Here is a 20,783-nt window from a genome sequence, read left to right as displayed (position 1 = left end):
TCACCGTCGGCGGATCCGCGAGGATCGCTTTTCAGAGTCGCCCGACCGGGGCGGTACGCGTACCTGAGAGATTGGCGGGGAGGCTTGCTCCTTCGGTGCTCGGACAAGATCTCCGAGGCTCTCCCGCACCGGTCGTGGGGCCGATATTCACGTTGTCGGGCCAGCATAGCCCGCTGTGCCCGCGCGGGCGATCAGGGCACGCAGGCGCCGGAGCCGACCGCATCCGTCAGTGTGGGCGCGGCCTGCACGACCGGGGCGAGCTCGTTCGCCGTCGACGCGTAGCCGACCTCGGAGCCGTCGTCGGCGCGCGCGAACACGATGCCCACGGCCTCCCCGGCGGCGTTGAGCAGCGGCCCGCCGGAGTTGCCCGGGCGGACCGTCGCCGCCAGCGCGTAGACCTCCCGCTGATCGCGTCCCTGGTCGTAGATGTCGGGCACCGAGACCACCCCGACGGTCTGCACCGTGGCGCTGCCCATCGTGAACGGGCCGCCGTACGGGTATCCCTGCACCACGCCCGCGGCGCCCGGGCCGAGATCGGCGCCCATCGGCAATGCCGTCGCCTCCAGGTCGTCCACCGCGATGAGGGCGAGGTCCGCTGTGGCGTCGACGTACACGACGCGACCCTCGCGCGCCGCGCGCCCCGGCAGCTCCACCATCGGACGTTCGACGCCGGCGATCACGTGGGCGTTGGTGACCACGCGGTCGGGCGCCACGACGAAGCCGCTTCCGGTGAGGTTGCGTCCGCAGGAGTACGCCGTTCCGGAGATGCGCGCCACGGACTGGGCAGCCGTGCTCAGGGCGGGGTCGTCGAGGTCGACGGGCGGCGCCACCTCGGCGGGGGCGGTCAGCTCTCCGAACAACGCGCCCAACTGCGGAAGCCCGTCGTCGAGGACGCTCGATCGAACCTGCGCCAACGCCTCGTCGACGGGGCGCGGCGTGAGCGTGTCGATCGTGCGCAGCACCCCCGACGACGCGACCGCCGAAGACACGAACGGGATGCCGAGGGCTGCGACGCTCTGTCCGACGAGTGAGAGCACGAGGGCTGCGACGACCGTCATCGCCCCGGCTCCGAGGACCCGATCGATCCCACGCAGACGGATGCGGGTCGCTCCACGCCGCAGCGCCCGGCCGAGGGCTCCGCCGAGCGATGCGCCGAGCACGAGCAGCCCTACTGCGACGCCCAGCGCCGCCCAACCGCGCCAGGCGGCGTCGGGAACCCAGCGGGACACGACAGGCACGAGCCACCACGCGGCGGCCGCTCCGAGCACGAGTCCGGCGATCGTCCCGACGCTCGCCAGGAGCCCCCGTCGCCAACCCTGGATCAACACGAGCATCAGCACGACGACCAGCAGGATGTCGATCACGATCGGCGGCATGCGGTCAGCGTAGGCGGCCGCGCTGACAGGGTGCCGCGAGCCGCCGCGAACGGCGACGGATTTTGCTTCTGGTCGCGATGACATTAAGATCATCGCGAGTTAAGGTCACCATGACACGAACTAGCCCCTCTCCCGACATCGCCGACGCCGAGTCCACCGAGACGCGCGTGGCGGTCTCCACCGTGATCTTCAGCCTGCGGCGCGACGGAGACGAGGAGCCGCGGCTCGTCCTCCCCCTCGTCAAACGCACCCGCGATCCGCACGAGGGCCTGTGGGCCCTGCCCGGCGGCTGGCTGGACGCCTCGGAGAACCTCGATGACGCGGCTTCTCGCACCCTCGCCGAGACGACTGGTCTCAGCGCGAGCTACCTCGAGCAGCTCTACGCGTTCGGCGACATCGGGCGCTCCCCCAGTCGCGTCGTCTCGATCGTCTACTGGGCGCTGCTGCGCTCCGACGAGGTCGATGCGCAGAGCGCCGCGCACGAGGCCGCGGGAGACGCGCCCGAGAACGTCGACTGGTTCACGGTGACCGATCTCCCGGGCCTCGCGTTCGACCACAACGCGATCGTCGACTACGCCCTGTGGCGGCTGCGCAACAAGGTCGGCTACAGCCGCATCGCACACGGCCTGCTCCCGGACGCCTTCACCCTCGCGGATCTGCGCGAGGTCAACGAGGCGATCCTGGACCGCAAGCTCGACCCCGCGAACTTCCGCCGGCAGGTCGAGAACAGCAACACCCTGATCCCCACCGAGTCGTTCCGCACCGGGAGTCACCGGCCGGCACGGCTGTACCGCTACAACCAGGACGTCGAGCTGGCCGATCGTGGCCCGCTCGGCCGCCCGCGAAGTCACGAATCGAGCACGACATGAGCACGACGCTGACCATCCAGCCGCGTCCCATCGATCCGTCCGTCGATCACGAGATCCAGGCGATCGTCTCGGGCGCCGGGTCGGGGTCCACCTGCAACACCGACCTCGCGGCCGGCCCATGGGACTTCGACACGCGCCCCGGATACGGCCCCGGCGCCTCGATGGGCGATGTGATCCCCACCGGGTCCCCGCGTCAGGGCATGCTGCCCGCGGCCTACCGCGATGCGAGCGACGACGAGCTCGACGCCCGCATCCGCCGCGCGAAGGCGACCCTCGGCGACCGCGTGGTCGTTCTCGGGCACTTCTACCAGCGCGAAGAGGTCGTGCGTCACGCCGATTACGTGGGCGATTCGTTCCAGCTCGCCAACGCCGCGCTCGAGCATCCGAACGCCGAGGCGATCGTCTTCTGCGGCGTGCACTTCATGGCCGAGACCGCCGACCTCCTGTCGCAGCCCGAGCAGGCCGTCATCCTCCCCAACCTCGCCGCCGGGTGCTCGATGGCGGACATGGCCGACATCGACCAGGTCGAGGAGTGCTGGGAGCAGCTGGAGGAGCTCTACGGCGACATGGACGCCCCCGACGCCGACGGCCTCGTCCCGGTCGTGCCGGTGACCTACATGAACTCGTCCGCGGCCATCAAGGGTTTCGTCGGACGCCACGGCGGCATCGTCTGCACCTCCTCCAACGCGCGCACGGTGCTCGAGTGGGCCTTCGCCCGGGGCCGTCGGGTGCTGTTCTTCCCGGACCAGCACCTCGGACGCAACACCGCGAAGGCGATGGGCGTGCCGCTCGAGCAGATGCCGATGTGGAACCCGACGAAGCCCCTCGGGGGCAGCGACGAGCAGACGCTCGCCGACGCCCGCGTGATCCTCTGGCACGGCTTCTGCTCGGTGCACCGCCGCTTCACGGTCGACCAGATCGACAAGGCGCGCGCCGAGCACCCAGGCGTCCGCGTGATCGTGCACCCGGAGTGCCCGATGGCCGTCGTCGACGCCGCCGACGAGGCGGGCTCCACCGACTACATCCGCAAGGCGATCGCCGCGACCACCGAGCCCACGACCTTCGCGATCGGCACCGAGATCAACCTCGTGCAGCGCCTCGCCGCGCAGTACCCGCAGCACGAGATCTTCTGCCTCGACCCGGTCGTCTGCCCCTGCTCGACCATGTACCGCATCCACCCCGGCTACCTCGCCTGGGTGCTGGAGGGCCTCGTCGCGGGCGAGACGCTCAACCGCATCAGCGTGCCCGCCTCCGTCGCCGACCCGGCTCGTGTCGCCCTCGAGCGGATGCTGGCCGCCAAGCCCTCCGGCAGCGCGGCATGAGAGCGGTCGTCGTCGGCAGCGGCATCGCCGGGCTCACGGCGGCGCTCGCAGCGGCCGAGGGCGGAGCCGAGGTCGTCCTCGTCACGAAGGCCGCGGCGGATGCGGGCAGCACGGGGCACGCGCAGGGCGGGATCGCCGCGGTCACCGCGGCGAGCGACTCGCCCGACGCCCACTTCGAGGACACGCTGACCGCCGGCGCGGGCCTGAACGACCCCGCCGCGGTGCGGGTGCTCGTCGATGCCGGCGGTGAGACGATCCGCGCGCTGCTGGCGGCGGGCGTACCGTTCGACCGCGACGGCGCCGGCGAGTTGCGACGGGGGCTCGAGGCCGCGCACTCGGCGCCCCGTGTGCTGCACGCGGGCGGCGACGCGACGGGTGCGGCGATCGAAGCCGCCCTGCTCGCCCGGATCGCAGACAGCGACGTGATCGTGCGCGAGCACACGTTCCTCGCCGATCTCGTCGTCGAGGCGGGGAGGGTCTCGGGCGTCGATGTGATCGGCCCGTCCGGTCGACGCGAGCGGATCGATGCGGACGCCGTCGTGCTGGCCACGGGCGGCGCGGGCCAGCTCTACGCCCACACCACCAACCCCTCGGTCGCGACCGGCGACGGCATCGGCGCCGCGATCCGTGCCGGCGCCGCCGTCGCGGATCTGGAGTTCGTGCAGTTCCACCCGACCGCCTTCGACGGCGAGGACCCGTTCCTGGTCTCGGAGGCCGTCCGGGGCGAGGGCGCCGTCCTCCGGGATGCGGCCGGCCGACGCTTCGCGTTCGACGCGCACCCCGACGGCGAGCTCGCGCCCCGCGACGTGGTCGCTCGCGCGATCGCCCGGCAGTCCGCAGCCCAGCCCGGGATCCCCGTCGTGCTGGATGCGACGGGTCTGGGCGGCGCCGAAGCCCTCGCCGCCCGCTTCCCCACGATCGACCGTGCGCTGCGCGCACGCGGGATCGACTGGTCGACGACACCCGTGCCGGTCACCCCGGCCGCCCACTATCTGATGGGCGGGGTCCTCACCGATCTCGACGGGCGCACCAGCGTCCCCGGACTCTTCGCCGTCGGCGAGACGGCGCGCACCGGTGTCCACGGCGCGAACCGCCTCGCGTCCAACTCGCTGCTGGAGGGCGCCGTGTTCGGCGCTCGCGCGGCCGCGGCCCTGCTCGCCGATCCCGCGAGAGCGGCCGTGTTCCCGGCTGCGGAGCCGGCGCCGCCGGCTGAACCCGCGAGCGATGCCCCCGCGTTCAGCCGGGCAGGCCTGCAGCAGCTGCTCTGGGACCACGCGGGCCTGGAGCGCGACGAGGCGGGCCTGGCGTACGCCGCATCCGTCATCGCCGCGTGGCGGCGCGCGGCGCCGGTCGCCCGGACCGTGGCCGAGCAGGAGGACGCGAACCTCCTGCTCGTCGCCGAGCACCTCGTCGCCGCGGCACGTCGGCGCGCCGTCTCGGTCGGCGCCCACTTCCGTCGCGACGGCGCGCCGGCCGCCGCCGCCATCGCCCAGGAGGCCGAGGCATGCTGACATCCGCCACCATCGACCGGGTCGTGTCCGCGGCCCTCGACGAGGACGCCCCCTGGGGTGACGTGACGAGCGAGACGCTCATCCCGGCGGATGCGGTCGCCACCGCATCCCTCGTCGCCCGTGAGGGCGGCGTGTTCTCCGGCGGTGCCGTGTTCGCCGCCGCCTTCCGCCTGGTCGATCCTCGAACCCGCGTCGACCTGCTCCTCGCAGACGGCGACCGGTTCGAGCCCGGCACGGCGCTGGCCACCGTCACGGGCCCCGCGCGCTCGGTGCTCACGGCCGAGCGGGTGGGACTCAATTTCGTCCAGCGGATGTCGGGTATCGCAACTCTCACGGCGGCCTACGTCGCGGAGGTGGCGCACACCGGCGCGCGGATCGCCGACACCCGCAAGACCACGCCCGGACTTCGCGCCTTCGAACGCCACGCGGTCGTCAGCGGCGGCGGCCACAACCACCGCTTCAGCCTGTCCGACGCCGTGATGGCCAAGGACAACCACCTCGCGGTCCTGGCCGCGTCCGGCGTCCCCGTCACGCAGGCGCTGCAGGAGGCACTGGCACGCCTGCCGCACACGACCCACGTCGAGGTCGAGGTCGACCGTCTCGATCAGATCGACGACGTCCTCGCGGCGGGGGTCGGCACCATCATGCTCGACAACTTCTCCATCGAGGACCTGCGCCGGGGTGTCGAGCAGATCGCCGGGCGTGCCATCGTGGATGCCTCCGGCGGCGTCACGCTCGAGACCGTGCGCCAGATCGCGGAGACGGGTGTCGACGTGATCTCCGTCGGCGCGCTGACGCACGCGGCCCGGGGGCTCGACCTCGGTCTCGACATCGATCTGCGCCTCGCCGACCCGGTGTGAGCGGCGCGATGTACCTCGACAACGCCGCGACGACGCCCGTGCGGCGCGAGGTGATCGAGGCGATGATGCCGTACTGGCGGGGCACGTTCGGTAATCCGTCCAGCCACCACGAGGTCGGCGAGCAGGCGGCGTCCGCCCTCGCCGACGCCCGGGCGCGTGTGGCGGCGGTGCTGGGCGTGCGCACGGGCGACGTGATCTTCACCTCCGGCGGCACCGAGGGCAACAATCTCGCCGTCAAGGGGATATCCCTGGGCGCGATGCTAGCCCGTGGCCGTCGCCACATCGTCACGACCGCGGTCGAGCACGAGTCGATCCTCGAATCGGTGGCCGCCCTCGAACGCCTCCACGGCTTCGAGGCGACGATCCTGGATGTCGACGGCGTCGGCCGGGTGTCTCCGGATGCGGTCGCCGCCTCCCTCCGCGAGGACACCGCGCTCGTCACTCTCGGCTACGCGAACAACGAGACCGGCACCGTGCAGGATGTGCGCGCCATCGCGGCCGTCACGGCCGCGGCCCGGGTGCCTCTGCACCTCGATGCGGTGCAGGCGGCGGGCTGGCTGCCGCTGTCCGGCACGGGAGCCGACGCGATCACGATCGCCGGCCACAAGCTCGGCGCCCCGAAGGGGATCGGCGCCGCAGCCATCCGCGGCCGCCTCCCGGTCGAGCCGATCCTCCACGGCGGCGGACAGGAACGCGGCCGCCGCAGCGGCACCGAGGACGTCGCCGGCGCGGTGGGCCTGGCCACCGCTCTCGAGCTCGCGGAGGCGGAGCGCGCCGCATCCGCCGCCCGCGTCGGAGCCGCGCGCGATGCGTTCGTCGCCGCGGTGCTCGCGGCCGTGCCGTCCGCGGCGCTGACCGGCCACCCTGTCGATCGGCTGCCCGCGACGGCGAGCTTCACCTTCGAGGGCACCAGCGGTGAGGCCGTACTGCTCGAGCTCGAACGGCGCGGCATCGTCTCCTCCAGCGGCTCGGCATGCGCCGCCGGCAGCGACGACCCCTCGCACGTGCTCGTGGCGATGGGCATCGCGCCGGAGGTGGCGCAGACCGCCGTGCGTTTCACGTTCCCCCACGACCTGGCTCTCGATCTCGGCCCGGTCGCCGAGGCGGTGGCCGCATCGGTCGCGGCGGTACGATCGGCGACGTGAATCAGCGTCCCCTCGTCACGGTCGTCGTGCCGGGCCACCAGGTCGAGCCGTGGGCCCAGGCCGCCCTCGACTCGCTGCGTGCGCAGACGCTGTCGGGCTGGACGGCGGTGCTCGTCGACGACGCGTCCTCGGATCGCACCGGCGACCTCTTCGACGCGGCCGCCGCATCCGATCCGCGCTTCCGCGTGGTGAGGCTCCCCCGACGCGTCGGGCTCGGGGCCGCCCGCAACGCGGCGTTGGATCTGGTCGACACGCCCTACCTCGCCTTCCTGGACGCCGACGACGTCATGCTTCCCACGGCTCTCGAGCGCTTCGTCGCCACCCTCGACGGCAGCGGCAGCGATTTCGCGGTGGGCGCGTATGTGCGCCTTCGTCCGGACGGATCGGGCGGCTATTCCGCGGGCGACGTGCAACCGTGGGTCAGCCGGGCGACGGCGCCTTCGCGGACGGCGACGACCCTCGAGGAGCACCCCGAGGTGACGGCCAACGTCGTCGCGTGGTCGAAGCTGAGCCGTACCGAGTTCTGGCAGCGAACCGGCCTGCGCTTCCCCGAGGGGCGGCTCTACGAGGATCAGGTGGTTGCCCAGCAGATGTATGCGAGGGCACGCCGGTTCGACGTGCTGTCCGACGTCGTCGTGCACTGGCGGGAGCGCGCGGACGGCTCGTCGATCACGCAGCACGAGGAACGCCTCGACGTGCTGCGCGACTGTCTCGACGCGATGAGCGAGGGGATGCGGGTGCTCGACGGCACCGGGCACACGGCCGCGGCTCGGGCCCGTGCGGGGCAGCTGCTGCGCATGGACATCCCGCGACTCGCGCGGGTGGCGGCCGCGCATCCTGACGACGACTACCGCCGGCTGGTCGGTGCGTTCACCCGGTCGATCTCGGAGCGGCAGGATGCGGCGGCCATCGCCGTCCCCGACGATGCGCGGCCGCTGATCTCCGCGGCCCTGCTCTGGTGAGCGGCGCTCAGACGGTGAGCTGCTCGCTCGCGAGCGTGGCGTAGAGCCCCTGCGCCGCGACGAGCTCGGCGTGCGTGCCGCGCTCGACGATGCGGCCGTCGTCGACGACGAGGATCACGTCGGCGGCGACCACGGTCGACAGCCGGTGCGCGACGGTGATCGTGGTCCGGCCCCGGGCCGCCGTATCGAGCGCCTGCTGCACGACGCGCTCGCTGCGCGTGTCCAGCGCCGAGGTCGCCTCGTCCAGCAGCAGCACAGGCGGGTCCTTCAGCAGCACACGCGCGATCGCGATGCGCTGCTTCTCGCCGCCGGAGAGCCGGTAGCCACGCTCCCCCACGACGGTGTCGTAGCCTTTCTCGAAGCCGGCGATCACGTGGTGCACGTTGGCGGCCTCGCAGGCGACAGCGAGCTCCTCATCCGTCGCATCGGGCTTCGCGTACCGAAGGTTGTCGGCGATCGTGGCGTGGAAGAGGTACGTCTCCTGCGAGACGATGCCGATGCGATCGATGATGGATGCCGCGGTGAGCCCGCGTACATCGGCGCCCGCGAACAGCACCGCGCCGCCGTCCACGTCGTAGAAGCGCGGGATGAGCGAGAGCACCGTGGACTTGCCGGCCCCGCTGGGGCCGACGAGCGCCACGTGCTGTCCGGGATCCGCGACGAAGGACACCGCGTCCAGCAGCGGGCGCGAGGAGGCCGCCGACTCCGGGTAGCGGAAGGTGACGTCGCGCAGCTCGACGCGCCCCACCGGCCCCGGCGCCTCGGAGACGTCGATCGCATCGGGAGCGTCGCGGACGGCGGGTCGCAGGTCGAGGTACTCGAAGATGCGCGCGCGAACACGGCGGCAGAGGTCTGGACGTCGAGGGCGACGCGCATCAGGCCCATGAGCGGCTGCAGCAGGCGTGCCTGCACGGTGGTGAACGCCACGATCGTGCCGGCGGAGATCCCCGCATCCGCGCCGCCCGACATGAACAAGCCCGCCACCAGGTAGATCACGGCGGGAACGCTCGCCATGATGACGCCGACGAGCGCGAAGAACCCCTGGCCGCTCATCGCCTGGCGCACCTGCAGCCGGATCTGGATGCGGTTCTGCGCTCCGTAGCGCGCCGACTCGCTGCGCTGCCGGTTGAACGACTTCGCCAGCAGGATCCCCGAGACGCTCAGACTCTCCTGCGTGATCGCGGAAAGCTCGGAGAGCGATTCCTGCGTCTGTCCCGCGATGCGTGCGCGGACCTGTCCGACGCGGCGCTGGATCAGCGCCAGGATCGGCATCAAGAACACCGCGATGAGGGTGAGTCGCACATCGATCAGGACCATGGCGACGAGGGACGCGACGACGGTGACCGTGTTGCCGAGCACACTCGTGACCGTGTTCGTCAGGACGCCCGACACGGCTCCCACGTCGTTTTGCAGCCGCGACTGGATCACCCCGGTCTTCGTGCGCGTGAAGAAGCCGAGCTCCATGGACTGCAGGTGATCGAACAGGCGCACGCGCAGATCGCCCGTGACGTTGTTGCCGACCGTCGAGGTGAACCAGGTCTGCGCGACCTGCAGTCCGCCCGAGGCGAGGAAGAGCACCACCATGACCGCGACGAGGCGCACGAGCAGCCCCATGTCCACCCCCGACCCGTCGGCCGGGAAGAGCGCGTCGTCGAAAACCCGCTCGACGATGAGGGCGGGCACGACGGCGACCGCAGCACCGGCGACCACGAGCAGGGCCGTGATGATCAGGCGCGCACGGTAGGGGCGAAACAGCGCGGCGATCCGGCGTCCGAGGTGAGGGATGCGGGGAGCTTCGGCGTTGCGCAGGCGCTGGGCGGCCGCATCCACTCCGCGAAACCCCGGCGGATGCGACGGGCCGGCCATACTCATGCGCTCAGCCTAGATCGCCCCCGCGTACCCGGATCCGAACCGGTAGTCTTGTCCGACGCGCATCGGTGCCGGGCTCGGGCGACGACCAGGCCCGACCGGATTCCGCCGTCTCGGGAATGCTCCACCCGCTCGCCGCGTTGTCTGATTCGCTCGCCACTTCCGGCGGCCGTCCCCATCCCTTTTCGATTCCGAGGAGACGACCATGCACGCCGAATCCGTCCAGACCGGTTCCGTGGCCACCACGACCGACTCCACCCCCGCCGTCCGCTCCGGCGAGAACCGCATCATCTGGCTGCTGCTCGTGGCGGCCTTCGTCGCGATCCTCAACGAGACGACGATGGGTGTGGCGATCAAGCACCTCATCACCGATCTCGACATCACCGCCGTGCTCGCGCAGTGGCTGACGACCGCCTTCATGCTGACCATGGCCGTCGTGATCCCGATCACCGGCTTCCTGCTGCAGCGGCTGACGACCCGCACGGTCTTCCTGCTGGCGATGTCGCTGTTCTCGTTCGGAACGCTGATCGCCATGCTCGCACCGGGGTTCGAGGTACTGCTCGTCGCGCGCGTCGTGCAGGCGTCCGGTACGGCCATCATGATGCCGCTGCTCATGACGACCCTCATGACTGTGGTCGCGCCCGCCGCGCGCGGGCGGATGATGGGCCGCGTCAGCATCGTGATGGCGCTCGCTCCGGCGATCGGCCCGACGATGTCGGGCTTCGTGCTGCAGTACTTCGGCTGGCGATGGATCTTCGCGATCGTGCTGCCGATCGCCCTCGTGTCCCTCGCCATCGGCGCGCGATGGATCACCAACGTCGGCACGCAGACGCACGCCCGCATCGACGTGCTCTCGGTCGTGCTGTCGGCATTCGGGTTCGGCGGCGTCGTGTTCGGCCTCAGCCAGATCGGCGGAGGCTCTCATGAGGGCGCGACGGATGCGGCGGCAACCGCGTCGTCGATGACGCTCATCGTCTCGCTGGTCGTCGGCGTCGTGGCGCTCTCGTTGTTCGTATGGCGGCAGTTCGTCCTGCAGCGCGAGGATCGGGCACTCCTGGACCTGCGCGTCTTCCGGTTCACGAACTTCACGATCTCGGTGGCGCACTTCGCGGTGCTCTCGCTCGCCTTCTTCGGCACGATCACCGTCCTGCCGCTGTTCGCGCAGAGCGCGCTGAACCTCGACCCGCTGACGACCGGTCTGATCGTGCTGCCCGGCTCTCTCGCGATGGGTCTCGCCGGTCCTTTCATCGGCCGCATCTACGACCGCTGGGGCACGCGCGTGCTGCTCATCCCGGGCTCGATCCTCACGGTGTCGCTGCTGTGGGTGTTCACGACGCTGTCGGAGACGACACCGGTCTGGGAGCTCGTGGTCACCCAGACGCTGCTGTCGATCGGCCTCGCGATGTCGTTCACGCCGCTGTTCACCGCCTCGCTCGGCTCGCTCGCACCCCGCTTCTACTCATACGGCAGCGCGATCGTGAGCACCGTCCAGCAGGTGGCGGGAGCTGCCGGCGTGGCCGTGATGATCACGATCATGAACGCGGGCTTCGTCGCGAACGCGGCGTCGGGTGACGCGGCAGCATGGGCGGCGGGTGCGCGCAACGCCTTCCTGTTCGCCGCGATCGTGGCGATCCCGACCATCGTCGGGGCGCTCCTCATCCGCAAGCCCGCCGATTCGATCGGCGCTCCGCCCGCGGGTCACTGACGCCGAAGCGCCCGGGAGGGGTCAGTCGATGCTGCAGGAGCCGCCGCCGCAGCAGCCGAAGGACTCCTCCGGGCTCGGCCGGCCGTTCTCGTCCTCGGTGGGACGGACGTTCAGCAGCTGGATGGGCGAGGGCTTCGTGGACATGACGACCATGCTACGTCCGCTCGGCCGCGCTGTCTCCGTGGTGGGCAGATGAGCGCCGCGTGGTGCCTCAGCCGCTCCCGCGGCGCCGTCTGCACGAGACCCCGTGGTCACAGCGGCCTGCACAACCGCTCGGGAACGTCGCGGATGTGGTCGGACCGCGACGCAGATGCGCCCTTCTGCCCCGGCTCCGGCGATCCCGCGGCACCCGCGCCGCGCTTGCCCGACGGGTTCCCGCACGGCGCGGCGCTCTGCGGGATCTGTTGGGGCTTCGTCGCCCTGGAGGACGGCGTCCTCGCGCCGCACGACGCTTTCCGCGGCGTCGCGGATGCCACGGAAGGCGACCGGCGCAGCGCGTGGTTCAATGCCCACGGCTGGTGACAGGCTCTCGACTCGGCGGCCATAGGCTCGAGCGTATGAGCGACACGGGTCGGATGCGGATCGTCGTCATGGGCGTCTCGGGCGCGGGAAAGTCGACGGTCGCCCTCGCCCTGGCCGCGCGCCTCGGGGGTGTCTACCTCGACGCCGACGATCTCCACGACGATGCGGCTCGGGCCAAGATGGCGGCCGGCGTGCCGCTGACCGACGAGGATCGTGCACCGTGGCTCGGTCGCGTCGGGCTCGCCTTCGGCACGGCGAGCGAGACGGCGCCCGTCGTCATCGCCTGCTCGGCGCTGCGACGCCGGTACCGCGATCTGATCCGCGCCGAGGCCACGGAGCCCATCTTCTTCGCCGCGCTGGAGCTCGACGAGGCCACTCTCGCGAAGCGCATGGCGGCACGCACCGACCATTTCATGCCGGTCGCCCTGCTCGCCTCCCAGCTCGACACGCTCGAGCCGCTCGAGACGGACGAGTGGGGCGTGACGGTCTCGACGCGGGAGAGCGTGCCGGAGGTCGTCGCGCGGATCGTCGCGGCCCTCCCCGATCAGGGGACGATGGAGTCGACGTAACCGCCGTCGACGCGGACTGCCGCACCGGTCGTCGCCGAGGCGAGGGGCGAGGCGAGGTAGACGACCATGTTGGCGATCTCGCTCGGCTCGATGAGGCGCCCGAGCAACGACTGCGGCCGCGCCGTGCGCATGAACTCGCGCTGCGCCTCGTCCCACGGCAGGTCCCGCCCGACGACCTGCGCCACGAACTCCTCCACGCCGGGAGTGTGCGTGGGCCCGGCGATGACGGCGTTCACGGTGACCCCCGTTCCTGCCGCAGCCTTCGCGAATCCGCGTGAGGCTCCGAGCACGGCGGTCTTCGAGGTGCCGTAGTGGATCATCTCGGCGGGGATGACGACGGCCGAGTCGCTCGCGATGTTCAGCACGCGCCCCCAGCCCCGCTGAATCATCTGCGGGAGCAGCTCGCGCGTCAGGCGCACACCGGAGAGCACATTCGTCTCGAAGAAGCGCCGCCAGGCGGTGTCGTCGATCTCCAACGCCTCGGCAGCCTCGAAGATCCCCAGGTTGTTCACGAGCACATCGACGCGTCCCGCCTGCGCCACCAGTGTCGCCGCCCCGGCTTCATCGGCGGCGTCGGCCACGATGCCGCGCGCCGCGTCTTCGACCTGCGCGTTGATCTCGGCGACGGCACGCTCGACGGACTCCTTGTTGCGACCGTTCACGATGACCTCGGCTCCCGCCTCCGCCAGGCGCAGCGCGATCGCGAAGCCGATGCCGCCCGACGACGCGGTCACCAGGGCCGTCTTTCCCGTCAGGTCGATGGACACCATTCCGGTTCGTTCGAGTCGCATGCTCTCTCCCTCGTCTCCGCCCTCGTTCGGCGTCGGATGCGTGCGACGCTACCCGCCGCCTCCGAGGCCTGTCCCCCGACAGGAGTCGAGGGCTCGTCAGACGGTGGACGTGGTGGCGATCGATCCCCCGGCGGCGCGCACTTCGATACCGCCGTCACGGCGGAGGATCGTCGCGAAGGTGCGCGTGCAGCCCCGGCAGCGCACGATGGCGGCTGCCGCATCCATCTCCACCGACCATTCGGCGAGGGCGGCGCTGCGACCGCAATGACCGCACGTGAGCACGAGGAGGGCCGGATCGAGACCGGCGAAGGCGTCCAGCATGCCGGCGAGCGCGTTGCCGTCGACGCGTTGGGCGACGCGGCGCGGGTCGGGGCGGACGTGCGGCGTGCTGTCCATCAGGATCCTCCGAACCTCTCGGTCTTCACGCGCGCGGGATCGTGTCCCGCCGCGACCATCGCATCGGCGGCCGCCTCGACGAAGCTCGTCGGACCGCAGATGAACGTCAGCGGATGCTGCGCCGGCATCCACGTGGCCTGCGCGATGCGCTCCGCATCGAGGCGGCCCACGCGCCCCGGCCAGCCGGTCGGCGCCTGGCGGGTGTACGCCCAGGTCACATCCACCCCGGCGGCACCGAGCCGTTCGACCTCGTCCCGATACAACGCGTCGGCCGCCGTGCGCACCGAGTACAGCAGCCGGAACGGCGCGCCGGCGCCCGCCGCGGTCCGCGCGCGTGCCATCGCGAGCAGCGGCACGATGCCGGAGCCGCCCGCGATGAGCTGCACCGGCGACGGGTCGGTGTCGTGCCAGACAAAGTAGGCCCCGAGCGGTCCCTTGACCTCGAGCGCGTCGCCCGGCTCGGCGACACGCACGAGGTAGGGCGACACCTCTCCCTCGGGGATCTCGTCGACCGCGATCTCGACGCTCTCCCCCGGACCGGAGGAGGCGATCGAGTAGGAACGCTCGGCCTGGTAGCCGTCGGGCGCCGTGAGGCGGATGTCGAGATGCTGGCCGGGGGCGTTGCCCGGCCATCCGGGGACGGACAGCGTCAGCACGCGACCGTGCGCGGTGTCGGGGATGGCGGCGGCGACCCGAGCGGCGAGCCAGTCGCTGGTTCTCACCAGTAGCGTTCCTCTGTCCACGGGTCGCCGTGCAGGTTGTAGCCGTTCTGCTCCCAGAAGCCCGGGTCGTCGTGCTTCTGCATGCTGAGCCCACGCACCCACTTGGCGCTCTTCCAGAAGTACAGGTGCGGCACGAGCAGCCGCGCGGGGCCGCCGTGCTCTGGATCGAGGGGCTTGCCGTCGAACGAGTAGGCGATCCACGCCTTCCCGCCGCGCAGGTCGGCCATGGGCACGTTGGTCGTGTAACCGCCGTACGAGTGCGCCATGGCGTACTCATACGAGGTGTCGATGCCGGCGAACAGCGTGTCGATCGAGACGCCGCGCCAGGTCGTGTCGAGCTTGGACCACCGCGTCACGCAGTGGATGTCGGTGTGGACGTCCTCGGCCGGCAGCGCGAGGAACTCGGACCAGCTCCAGGAAGTGACCGCGCCGGATTCGGTGCGGATCGAGAACGACCACTCGCTCTCCGGGATCCGCGGAGTCGGCCCGGCTGAGAGGACGGGAAAGTCCGCCGTGAGGTACTGACCCGGCGGGAGCCTCGGGTCCGACTCTCGCCGCCGCCCGCCGAATCCGCGTGTGAACTCCGCCATGACCGTCTCCGTCTCCTCGTTGGCTCAGGCTAGCGCCGCCGCCCGCGGCACAGAACCCTCTCCTGCCATCGAAGTCTGCCGGGTTCTGCCGAGGCCGCACGACACCTGTGTCGAGGCGATGCTCGACACGGGTCGCACCCCCCGCGTCCACCCGGCCCTAGCCTGTGAGGGATGGGGCCGTGCACGCGGACGGCCGGGAAGGCGGAGCATGTCGCAGGTGCGCAGCAGCAGTCGGAAGGTGTCCCACGGGGCCGGATTCTGGATCGTGGCGATCGCCTTCCTGCTGGTGATGGCGTACTCGACGGTGCCGACACCGCTCTATCCGCTGTATCAGGAGCTCGATCACTTCCCGGTGTCGATCGTGACGGTGATCTTCGCCGCCTACGCCGTCGGCGTCGTCTTCAGTCTCTTCTTCCTCGGGCACATCAGCGACTGGACCGGGCGGCGACGCATGCTGGTGATCGCCGTGCTGGTGTCCGCAGTGTCGGCGGTCATGTTCCTCGCCGTGATGAGCGTGCCGGGTCTGATCGCCGCCCGGCTGGTGAACGGCGTCAGCGTCGGGATCCTGACCGCGACGGCGACGGCGCACCTCGGCGAGCTGCGCCAGGCGGCACGGCCGGACGAGAACGCGATCGTCGCGGCGTCCGTCGCGGGTGCCGCGAACATCGGGGGCCTTGCACTGGGCCCGCTCATCGGCGGGTTGTTCGCCGAGTTCCTGCCCGATCCGCTCGTCTTCCCTCACGCGGTCTTCCTGGTGCTGCTGCTGCTCGCGGCGGTGGCCCTGCTCGCCGTCCCCGAGACCGTGGCGACGCGGGAGCCGCGGCCCGCGTACCGTCCGCAGCGCCTCGCGACGCCGCCCGCATCCCGCCGGATCTTCATCGCCGCGGGCTTCGGCGCCTTCGCCGGCTTCGCCCTGTTCGGCCTGTTCACCTCTCTCGCCCCCACCTTCCTCGCCGGGACCTTCGACCAGCACGATCACCTGGTCGCCGGCGCGACGACGTTCTCGGTGTTCGGCGCGGCGGCCGCGGCGCAGGTGCTGCTCGCACGCGTGCCTGTGCGCGTGCAGCTGGGCATCGCCCGGCTCGCGTGCGCCGTGGGACTCGTTCTGGTCGCTGCGGGCGCGGTGCTGCCGAACCTGGCGCTCTTCCTGGTCGGCGGCGTGGTGTCGGGGGTGGGCGTCGGTCTCCTGTTCAAGGCGTCGATCGCGACCGCGTCGGCCCTGGCGGACCCCGCCCGCCGCGGGGAGACGCTGGCGCTCATCTTCCTGATCGCCTACTGCGGGCTGGCGCTCCCCGTTCTCGCCGTCGGCGTATTCCTCACCTTCGTCGACCAGACGGTGGTTCTTCTGATCTTCGCCGCGCTGGTCTTCATCGCGACAGTGGTGGCTGCCACGATGATGCGAGCGAGAAAGGCACAGGCATGAACGATTCGCCTCAGATCAGAACGGATGTGCCTCCCAGCGGCACGGGATGCGTCGAGTGCGAGCAGACGGGCAGCTGGTGGCTGCATCTGCGCCGCTGCGCCGGCTGCGGCCATGTGGGCTGCTGCGACGACTCCCTCGGCAAGCACGCCACGGCGCACTGGCGCACCACGGGGCATCGCATCATCCAGAGCTTCGAGCCCGGCGAGGACTGGTTCTGGGACTACGAATCCGAGACGATGGGGACCGGTCCCGAACTCGCTCCGGCCCACTCGCACCCTCTGTCGCAGCCCGCCCCCGGCCCCGCCGATCGGGTGCCCGCCGACTGGCAGGCTCTGCTGCAGGAGTGACCGACCGGCACCGCGCGCGGAGGTTCGTGCTCAGGCGAGCGTCGCGGCCACGCGGACGATGAGCGCGGCCACCTCGGCGGGATGCGTGTGCATCAGCAGGTGAGGGCCGTCCAGTTCGAGGACCTGGCGGGCCCCGGCGCGTTGGTAGGCCCACCGCAGGGCATCGGGGTTCACGACGCGGTCGTCGAGACCGATCACGCCCCACGCCGGGGTGGTGCGCCACGCCGCGGCCTGAGCCGGTTCGCTCAACACTGCGGTATCGAGCGGACGCTGGGTCACCGCCAGCACCTCGGCCTCGTCGTCGGGCAGGCCCGCTGCGGCAAGGAAGGCGAACTCCTTCTCGTCCACCGAGGTGTCGCGGCGTGTGCCGTCGCCGAGCTCCGGGTAGGCGACCTCGCCGGAAGAACTCGACCGCCGGCGCCGCGGGGAAGCGGGCATGGATCTCTGCTGCGCTCTCGCCCGCATCCAGCACGTATCCGCTCACGAAGACCACGGCGGCGACGTTGTCGCTGCGTCCGGCCACTCCGACCACCGTGGCGCCGTAGGAGTGCCCGACGAGCACGACGGGCCCGGGGATGCGGGAGACGAACGCACTGACGTAGTCGGCATCGTCGGCGAGGCTTCGGTTGGAGATCGCGGGCACCCGCACCTCGAAACCCGCTCCCTGGAGTCTCAACGCGACGGGCGACCAGCTGGCCCCGTCCGCGAACGCACCGTGCACCAGCACGATCGTCGGCATCTCCGCCACCACGATCACCTCGTCTCGCATCTGATGGCTTCGACGCTAGGCGCGCACAGGCTGCGAAAGCTGCGACCGGGTGTCCCCTCTTTTCTCGACGCCTGTCGAAGCGCTGCTCGTCACACCACTCAGGAACGCCTCGACGAGTCCGTTGAACGATTCGGTCGCCTCGAGGAACGGAAAGTGCGACGACACCGCATCCCGCTCGAACACGTGCACGACGGCGCCGGGGATGCGGGCAGCCAGCTCGCGTTGCGAGCGCACACCGACGTGGCTGCCCTCGCAGCCGATCACGAGGACCGGGACATCGATGAGTCCGAGAACGTCCGTCCAGTCCTGCGCGGCATGATCGAGCAACAGCGGGACGGCGGCGTGCACGGGCGTCTGCCGGATCTGCTCCGACACCACGCGCCATACGCGCTCATCGACCGGTTCGCTGAACATGGACCTGACGAAGCTCTGCACCACGTCACCGTCCTCATCCGCGGCGATGGATGCGGCGAGCTCGGTCAGCCCGTCGATCGGCAGGATCGCTCCCGTCTCGGCCGAGCGTTCCTCGGTGGTCCACGGCCATGCGAGGACAGCGGCGGGCTGATCGACCAGAACGAGCGAGCGAACGCGGGCGGAGCCGAACAGCTCGAGGTAGGACCAGATGACGGATGCACCCATGGACCACCCGAGAAGGTCCGCCCGCTCGATGCCGAGTCCCTCCAGCACGTCGCGGAGATCGGCCGCGAGCCGCGCGATCCGGTAGCCGTGGTCGGGTTTGTCGGAGAGCCCGTGTCCGCGCATGTCGTACGCGATCACTCGGCGCGAGTCGGCGAGCCCGACCAGCTGACCCTCGAAGAGCGCCGCCGTCTGACCCCAGCCGTGCAGCATGACGAGAGGGATGCCGCCGCCACCGGTGTCCGACACACGCAGCCGCACGCCGTCCGACGTCGTGATCACGCTGCCGGCCATCAGATCCTCCCCGAGTGCTCCCAGTACGCGGCGAGTTTCAGCGCGAGATGCAACGTGCTGCGCGACAGGCCGTCATCCAGCGCCTCGCGCACCGGGTCCGGCATGTTCTCGAGTCGGTAGTAGAGCGTCGTCCGGTGGATGTGCAGCACGTCGCAGACCTCGCGGACACGACCCGCGCCGTCGAGGAACGCTTCGATCGTCTGCCGGCGCAGCGGATCGGCGTCGTTCAACAGCACGTGCGCCGCCGGCGAGAACCGGGCGAGCCGGCTCGGGTCGGCGACGATGTCGGAGATCAGCAACCAGGGTCCGATGTCCTCCGCAGCGGCCCGACCGCCCAGGGCGGGAAGCACCTCGGCGACAGCGGCGGCGGCGATGGCACGATCCGCGACCTCGCGCAGGTCGTTGTCCTCACGCGTGAGGCTGGCGGAGCCGATGGCGCGCAGCAGCACGTCAGCCGCGGCCGTCTCGGCGGCGATCGCTGCATCCGTCGCGTCGGTGTCGGCCGCGTGCCCGAGGAACAGCAACGAGGCGCCGTCCTCCCCCAGGAACGTGAGCCGCACCCCGGGGAGACTCTCCAACGACCGTCCGAGCGCCGCCCGCTGCACCACGCCGGTGTCGTAGCCGACGGCCACCGCGCGCACCACGCTGCCGGGTCCGCGTTCGACGCCGTATGACCGCACGGCGGCGGTGAGGGCCTCGCGGCGGGCGAGCACGTCGGCTGCCAGCAGATCGCGCATGACGGCGGTGCGCACCGAGACCGTCGCGGTGCGTGAGTGGGTGACGAGCAGGTCGCGCGAGACCGCGACGGCGGCATCGATCGCGCGGTAGTCGTGCTCCGTGAGCGCGGGCATCTCGCCCGTGATGAGCCACAGGACGCCCACCGGCTCATCGTCCGTCCAGATCGGGATGGCCAGGCGCTCGCGGGCGTTGAACCGTGTCAGATCGATCGTGAGCGGTCGCCGCGACTGCAGCAGCCGCAGGCTCTCCAGGTACGCCCGCTCGACCGGAGCGGTCTGGCGACGGAGCAGGGCGCGCGCCCGGACCTCGTCGATCTCGTCCCCCTGCGCGGAGGCCGCGACCGGGCGGTAGGCGAGGTCGTTGATGACGACGGAACGACCGAGGGTCTCGGCCAGCTCGTCGACGACGTCTTGCAGGTTCATCGCGGAAGGGCCGCTTGGACGGGGGAAGACGCGGGGGGAAACGTCATGGGTGCTCCTTCGTGAGGATCGACACCCGGAAGGCTACCGAGGGGGGTGAAGCGGCTGGGAGGCCCGGGTAGTACCACTTTCCGCCGCCGCCAATCGCTCGACGAGCCGTGAGAAGACGCTGGCCGCGAGTGACTGCGGCGGCGCCGCCATGACGGTCATGATGTAGCCAGGGAGGGACCTCACGCCGAAGTTCTGGATCTCGACATCGAGCGTGCCGAGCCCTTCGACGATGATCGAGATCTGCGCGTCCTCCGGGCCCGACACATCGTGACGTTCCCAGATGCGCACGAAATCCTCGTCGTGCGAGAGCTCCTGGATGATCTCCTTCAGCCGGGGCGAGTCGGGATCCGCATCACGCCGGAGGGTCGCGACGGCCGCCCTGGTCATCGACTCCCACTGATCGAGGGTGCGCTTCATCCGGTCGTTGAAGAGGTTGATCACGACGTTCTGCCCGGCCGCCAGCCCGCCGAAGCCGAACGCCGCGGCGAGCGGGTTGGCCACGACGACGTCGCGGTGACGGTCCGACATGTACGCGGGCGTGTGCGTCCACTGCGCCAGCACGCGCGCGATCTGGTCCGCGACCGCCGCGTCCTCCGGGACCGGCAGAGCGGGCGTTCCCGCGGCCAGGCGTCCGAGGTAGGCACGGGATTCCGCATCCAGACCGAGGACACCCGCGAGCGCGCGCAGCACCTGGTCGGACGGACGAGCACCGCGCCCCTGCTCGAGACGGAGGTAGTACTCCGCGCTGATGCCGGCCAGCTGCGCGACCTCGTCGCGGCGCAGTCCCGGCACACGCCGGCCCGGAGCGCGCTCGAGACCCACCTCTTCGGGCTGGCGGACGTTGCGTCGGGCGCGCAGATAGTCGCCCAGCGCGACGCGTTCTCGTTCCATGGCTCT

The 20,783-nt window shown here is 71.1% G+C and carries 20 protein-coding genes, 2 pseudogenes and 1 riboswitch; of the genes and pseudogenes, 11 read left to right on the top strand and 11 right to left on the bottom strand.

Annotation, left to right across the window (positions count from 1 at the left end; translation table 11 throughout):
- Positions 1-41 precede the first annotated feature (41 nt).
- Positions 42-136: riboswitch (glycine riboswitch) on the bottom strand.
- Positions 137-191: 55 nt separating this feature from the next.
- Positions 192-1,376, bottom strand: a complete 1,185-nt coding sequence (locus QE377_RS14420; protein ID WP_307324521.1) for a MarP family serine protease — start codon at positions 1,374-1,376, stop codon at positions 192-194.
- A gap of 110 nt (positions 1,377-1,486) precedes the next feature.
- Here QE377_RS14420 and QE377_RS14415 point away from each other — a divergent pair, with 110 nt between their 5' ends.
- From QE377_RS14415 to QE377_RS14390, 6 genes are read left to right on the top strand one after another with little or no spacing between them, the layout of a single operon-like run.
- Positions 1,487-2,245 (top strand): NUDIX domain-containing protein, encoded by a 759-nt coding sequence (locus QE377_RS14415; RefSeq protein WP_307324520.1) that lies wholly within the window; start codon positions 1,487-1,489, stop codon positions 2,243-2,245.
- Complete coding sequence (gene nadA / locus QE377_RS14410) at positions 2,242-3,567, top strand: quinolinate synthase NadA (RefSeq protein WP_307324517.1); 1,326 nt, start codon at positions 2,242-2,244, stop codon at positions 3,565-3,567. Before QE377_RS14415 ends, nadA begins: the two co-directional genes overlap by 4 nt.
- Positions 3,564-5,078: an L-aspartate oxidase gene (nadB, locus tag QE377_RS14405; protein ID WP_307324514.1), complete on the top strand. Its 1,515-nt coding sequence runs from the start codon at positions 3,564-3,566 to the stop codon at positions 5,076-5,078. Before nadA ends, nadB begins: the two co-directional genes overlap by 4 nt.
- Positions 5,072-5,938: a carboxylating nicotinate-nucleotide diphosphorylase gene (gene nadC, locus QE377_RS14400; protein ID WP_307324511.1), complete on the top strand. Its 867-nt coding sequence runs from the start codon at positions 5,072-5,074 to the stop codon at positions 5,936-5,938. The genes nadB and nadC overlap by 7 nt, the downstream gene beginning before the upstream one ends.
- Positions 5,939-5,946: 8 nt before the next feature.
- Positions 5,947-7,083: a cysteine desulfurase family protein gene (locus QE377_RS14395; RefSeq protein WP_307326040.1), complete on the top strand. Its 1,137-nt coding sequence runs from the start codon at positions 5,947-5,949 to the stop codon at positions 7,081-7,083.
- The gene (locus QE377_RS14390) at positions 7,080-8,045 is read left to right on the top strand and encodes a glycosyltransferase family 2 protein (RefSeq protein ID WP_307324508.1); all 966 of its coding nucleotides are present in this window, start codon (positions 7,080-7,082) and stop codon (positions 8,043-8,045) included. The genes QE377_RS14395 and QE377_RS14390 overlap by 4 nt, the downstream gene beginning before the upstream one ends.
- A gap of 7 nt (positions 8,046-8,052) precedes the next feature.
- Here the strand turns inward: QE377_RS14390 and QE377_RS14385 are convergent.
- A pseudogene (locus QE377_RS14385) lies at positions 8,053-9,917 on the bottom strand (ABC transporter ATP-binding protein).
- A 202-nt stretch (positions 9,918-10,119) separates the two neighbouring features.
- Here QE377_RS14385 and QE377_RS14380 point away from each other — a divergent pair.
- Positions 10,120-11,619 (top strand): DHA2 family efflux MFS transporter permease subunit, encoded by a 1,500-nt coding sequence (locus tag QE377_RS14380; RefSeq protein WP_307324505.1) that lies wholly within the window; start codon positions 10,120-10,122, stop codon positions 11,617-11,619.
- Between the two features lie 21 nt (positions 11,620-11,640).
- On the opposite strand, the gene QE377_RS14375 is transcribed toward QE377_RS14380, so the two are convergent.
- A complete protein-coding gene (locus QE377_RS14375) occupies positions 11,641-11,763 on the bottom strand; it encodes a hypothetical protein (RefSeq protein WP_307324502.1) in 123 nt (40 codons plus the stop codon).
- A gap of 48 nt (positions 11,764-11,811) precedes the next feature.
- Here QE377_RS14375 and QE377_RS14370 point away from each other — a divergent pair, with 48 nt between their 5' ends.
- A complete protein-coding gene (locus tag QE377_RS14370) occupies positions 11,812-12,141 on the top strand; it encodes a hypothetical protein (RefSeq protein ID WP_307324500.1) in 330 nt (109 codons plus the stop codon).
- A 35-nt stretch (positions 12,142-12,176) separates the two neighbouring features.
- Complete coding sequence (locus tag QE377_RS14365; protein WP_307324497.1) at positions 12,177-12,710, top strand: gluconokinase; 534 nt, start codon at positions 12,177-12,179, stop codon at positions 12,708-12,710.
- On the opposite strand, the gene QE377_RS14360 is transcribed toward QE377_RS14365, so the two are convergent.
- The 4 genes from QE377_RS14360 to QE377_RS14345 form a co-directional block, all read right to left on the bottom strand.
- Positions 12,686-13,477 (bottom strand): SDR family NAD(P)-dependent oxidoreductase, encoded by a 792-nt coding sequence (locus tag QE377_RS14360; RefSeq protein ID WP_307326037.1) that lies wholly within the window; start codon positions 13,475-13,477, stop codon positions 12,686-12,688. The genes QE377_RS14365 and QE377_RS14360 overlap by 25 nt on opposite strands.
- A 120-nt stretch (positions 13,478-13,597) precedes the next feature.
- Complete coding sequence (locus tag QE377_RS14355) at positions 13,598-13,897, bottom strand: DUF6510 family protein (protein ID WP_307324495.1); 300 nt, start codon at positions 13,895-13,897, stop codon at positions 13,598-13,600.
- Positions 13,897-14,619: an FAD-binding oxidoreductase gene (locus QE377_RS14350; protein ID WP_307324493.1), complete on the bottom strand. Its 723-nt coding sequence runs from the start codon at positions 14,617-14,619 to the stop codon at positions 13,897-13,899. The genes QE377_RS14355 and QE377_RS14350 overlap by 1 nt, the downstream gene beginning before the upstream one ends.
- The gene (locus QE377_RS14345; RefSeq protein WP_307324490.1) at positions 14,616-15,209 is read right to left on the bottom strand and encodes a sulfite oxidase-like oxidoreductase; all 594 of its coding nucleotides are present in this window, start codon (positions 15,207-15,209) and stop codon (positions 14,616-14,618) included. Before QE377_RS14345 ends, QE377_RS14350 begins: the two co-directional genes overlap by 4 nt.
- Positions 15,210-15,417: 208 nt before the next feature.
- Here QE377_RS14345 and QE377_RS14340 point away from each other — a divergent pair, with 208 nt between their 5' ends.
- Together QE377_RS14340 and QE377_RS14335 are read left to right on the top strand one after the other, a co-directional pair.
- Entirely contained in the window at positions 15,418-16,632 is a 1,215-nt protein-coding gene (locus tag QE377_RS14340; protein ID WP_307324487.1) for an MFS transporter, read from the top strand.
- Positions 16,629-16,979: a UBP-type zinc finger domain-containing protein gene (locus QE377_RS14335; RefSeq protein WP_307324485.1), complete on the top strand. Its 351-nt coding sequence runs from the start codon at positions 16,629-16,631 to the stop codon at positions 16,977-16,979. The genes QE377_RS14340 and QE377_RS14335 overlap by 4 nt, the downstream gene beginning before the upstream one ends.
- A 30-nt stretch (positions 16,980-17,009) precedes the next feature.
- Here the strand turns inward: QE377_RS14335 and QE377_RS17390 are convergent.
- The 4 genes and pseudogenes from QE377_RS17390 to QE377_RS14315 form a co-directional block, all read right to left on the bottom strand.
- Positions 17,010-17,718, bottom strand: a pseudogene (locus QE377_RS17390) (alpha/beta fold hydrolase).
- A gap of 45 nt (positions 17,719-17,763) precedes the next feature.
- Complete coding sequence (locus tag QE377_RS14325; protein WP_307324480.1) at positions 17,764-18,678, bottom strand: alpha/beta fold hydrolase; 915 nt, start codon at positions 18,676-18,678, stop codon at positions 17,764-17,766.
- A complete protein-coding gene (locus QE377_RS14320; protein WP_307324479.1) occupies positions 18,678-19,838 on the bottom strand; it encodes a helix-turn-helix domain-containing protein in 1,161 nt (386 codons plus the stop codon). The genes QE377_RS14325 and QE377_RS14320 overlap by 1 nt, the downstream gene beginning before the upstream one ends.
- 81 nt (positions 19,839-19,919) lie before the next feature.
- Positions 19,920-20,777, bottom strand: a complete 858-nt coding sequence (locus QE377_RS14315) for a helix-turn-helix domain-containing protein (protein ID WP_307324477.1) — start codon at positions 20,775-20,777, stop codon at positions 19,920-19,922.
- Between the last annotated feature and the right edge of the window lie 6 nt (positions 20,778-20,783).

The organism is Microbacterium sp. SORGH_AS_0862, assembly GCF_030818795.1.
Classification (GTDB): Bacteria; Actinomycetota; Actinomycetes; order Actinomycetales; family Microbacteriaceae; genus Microbacterium.
The sequence above is the reverse complement of the archived record's forward strand: the minus strand, read 5'-3'. Positions and strand labels throughout refer to the sequence as shown.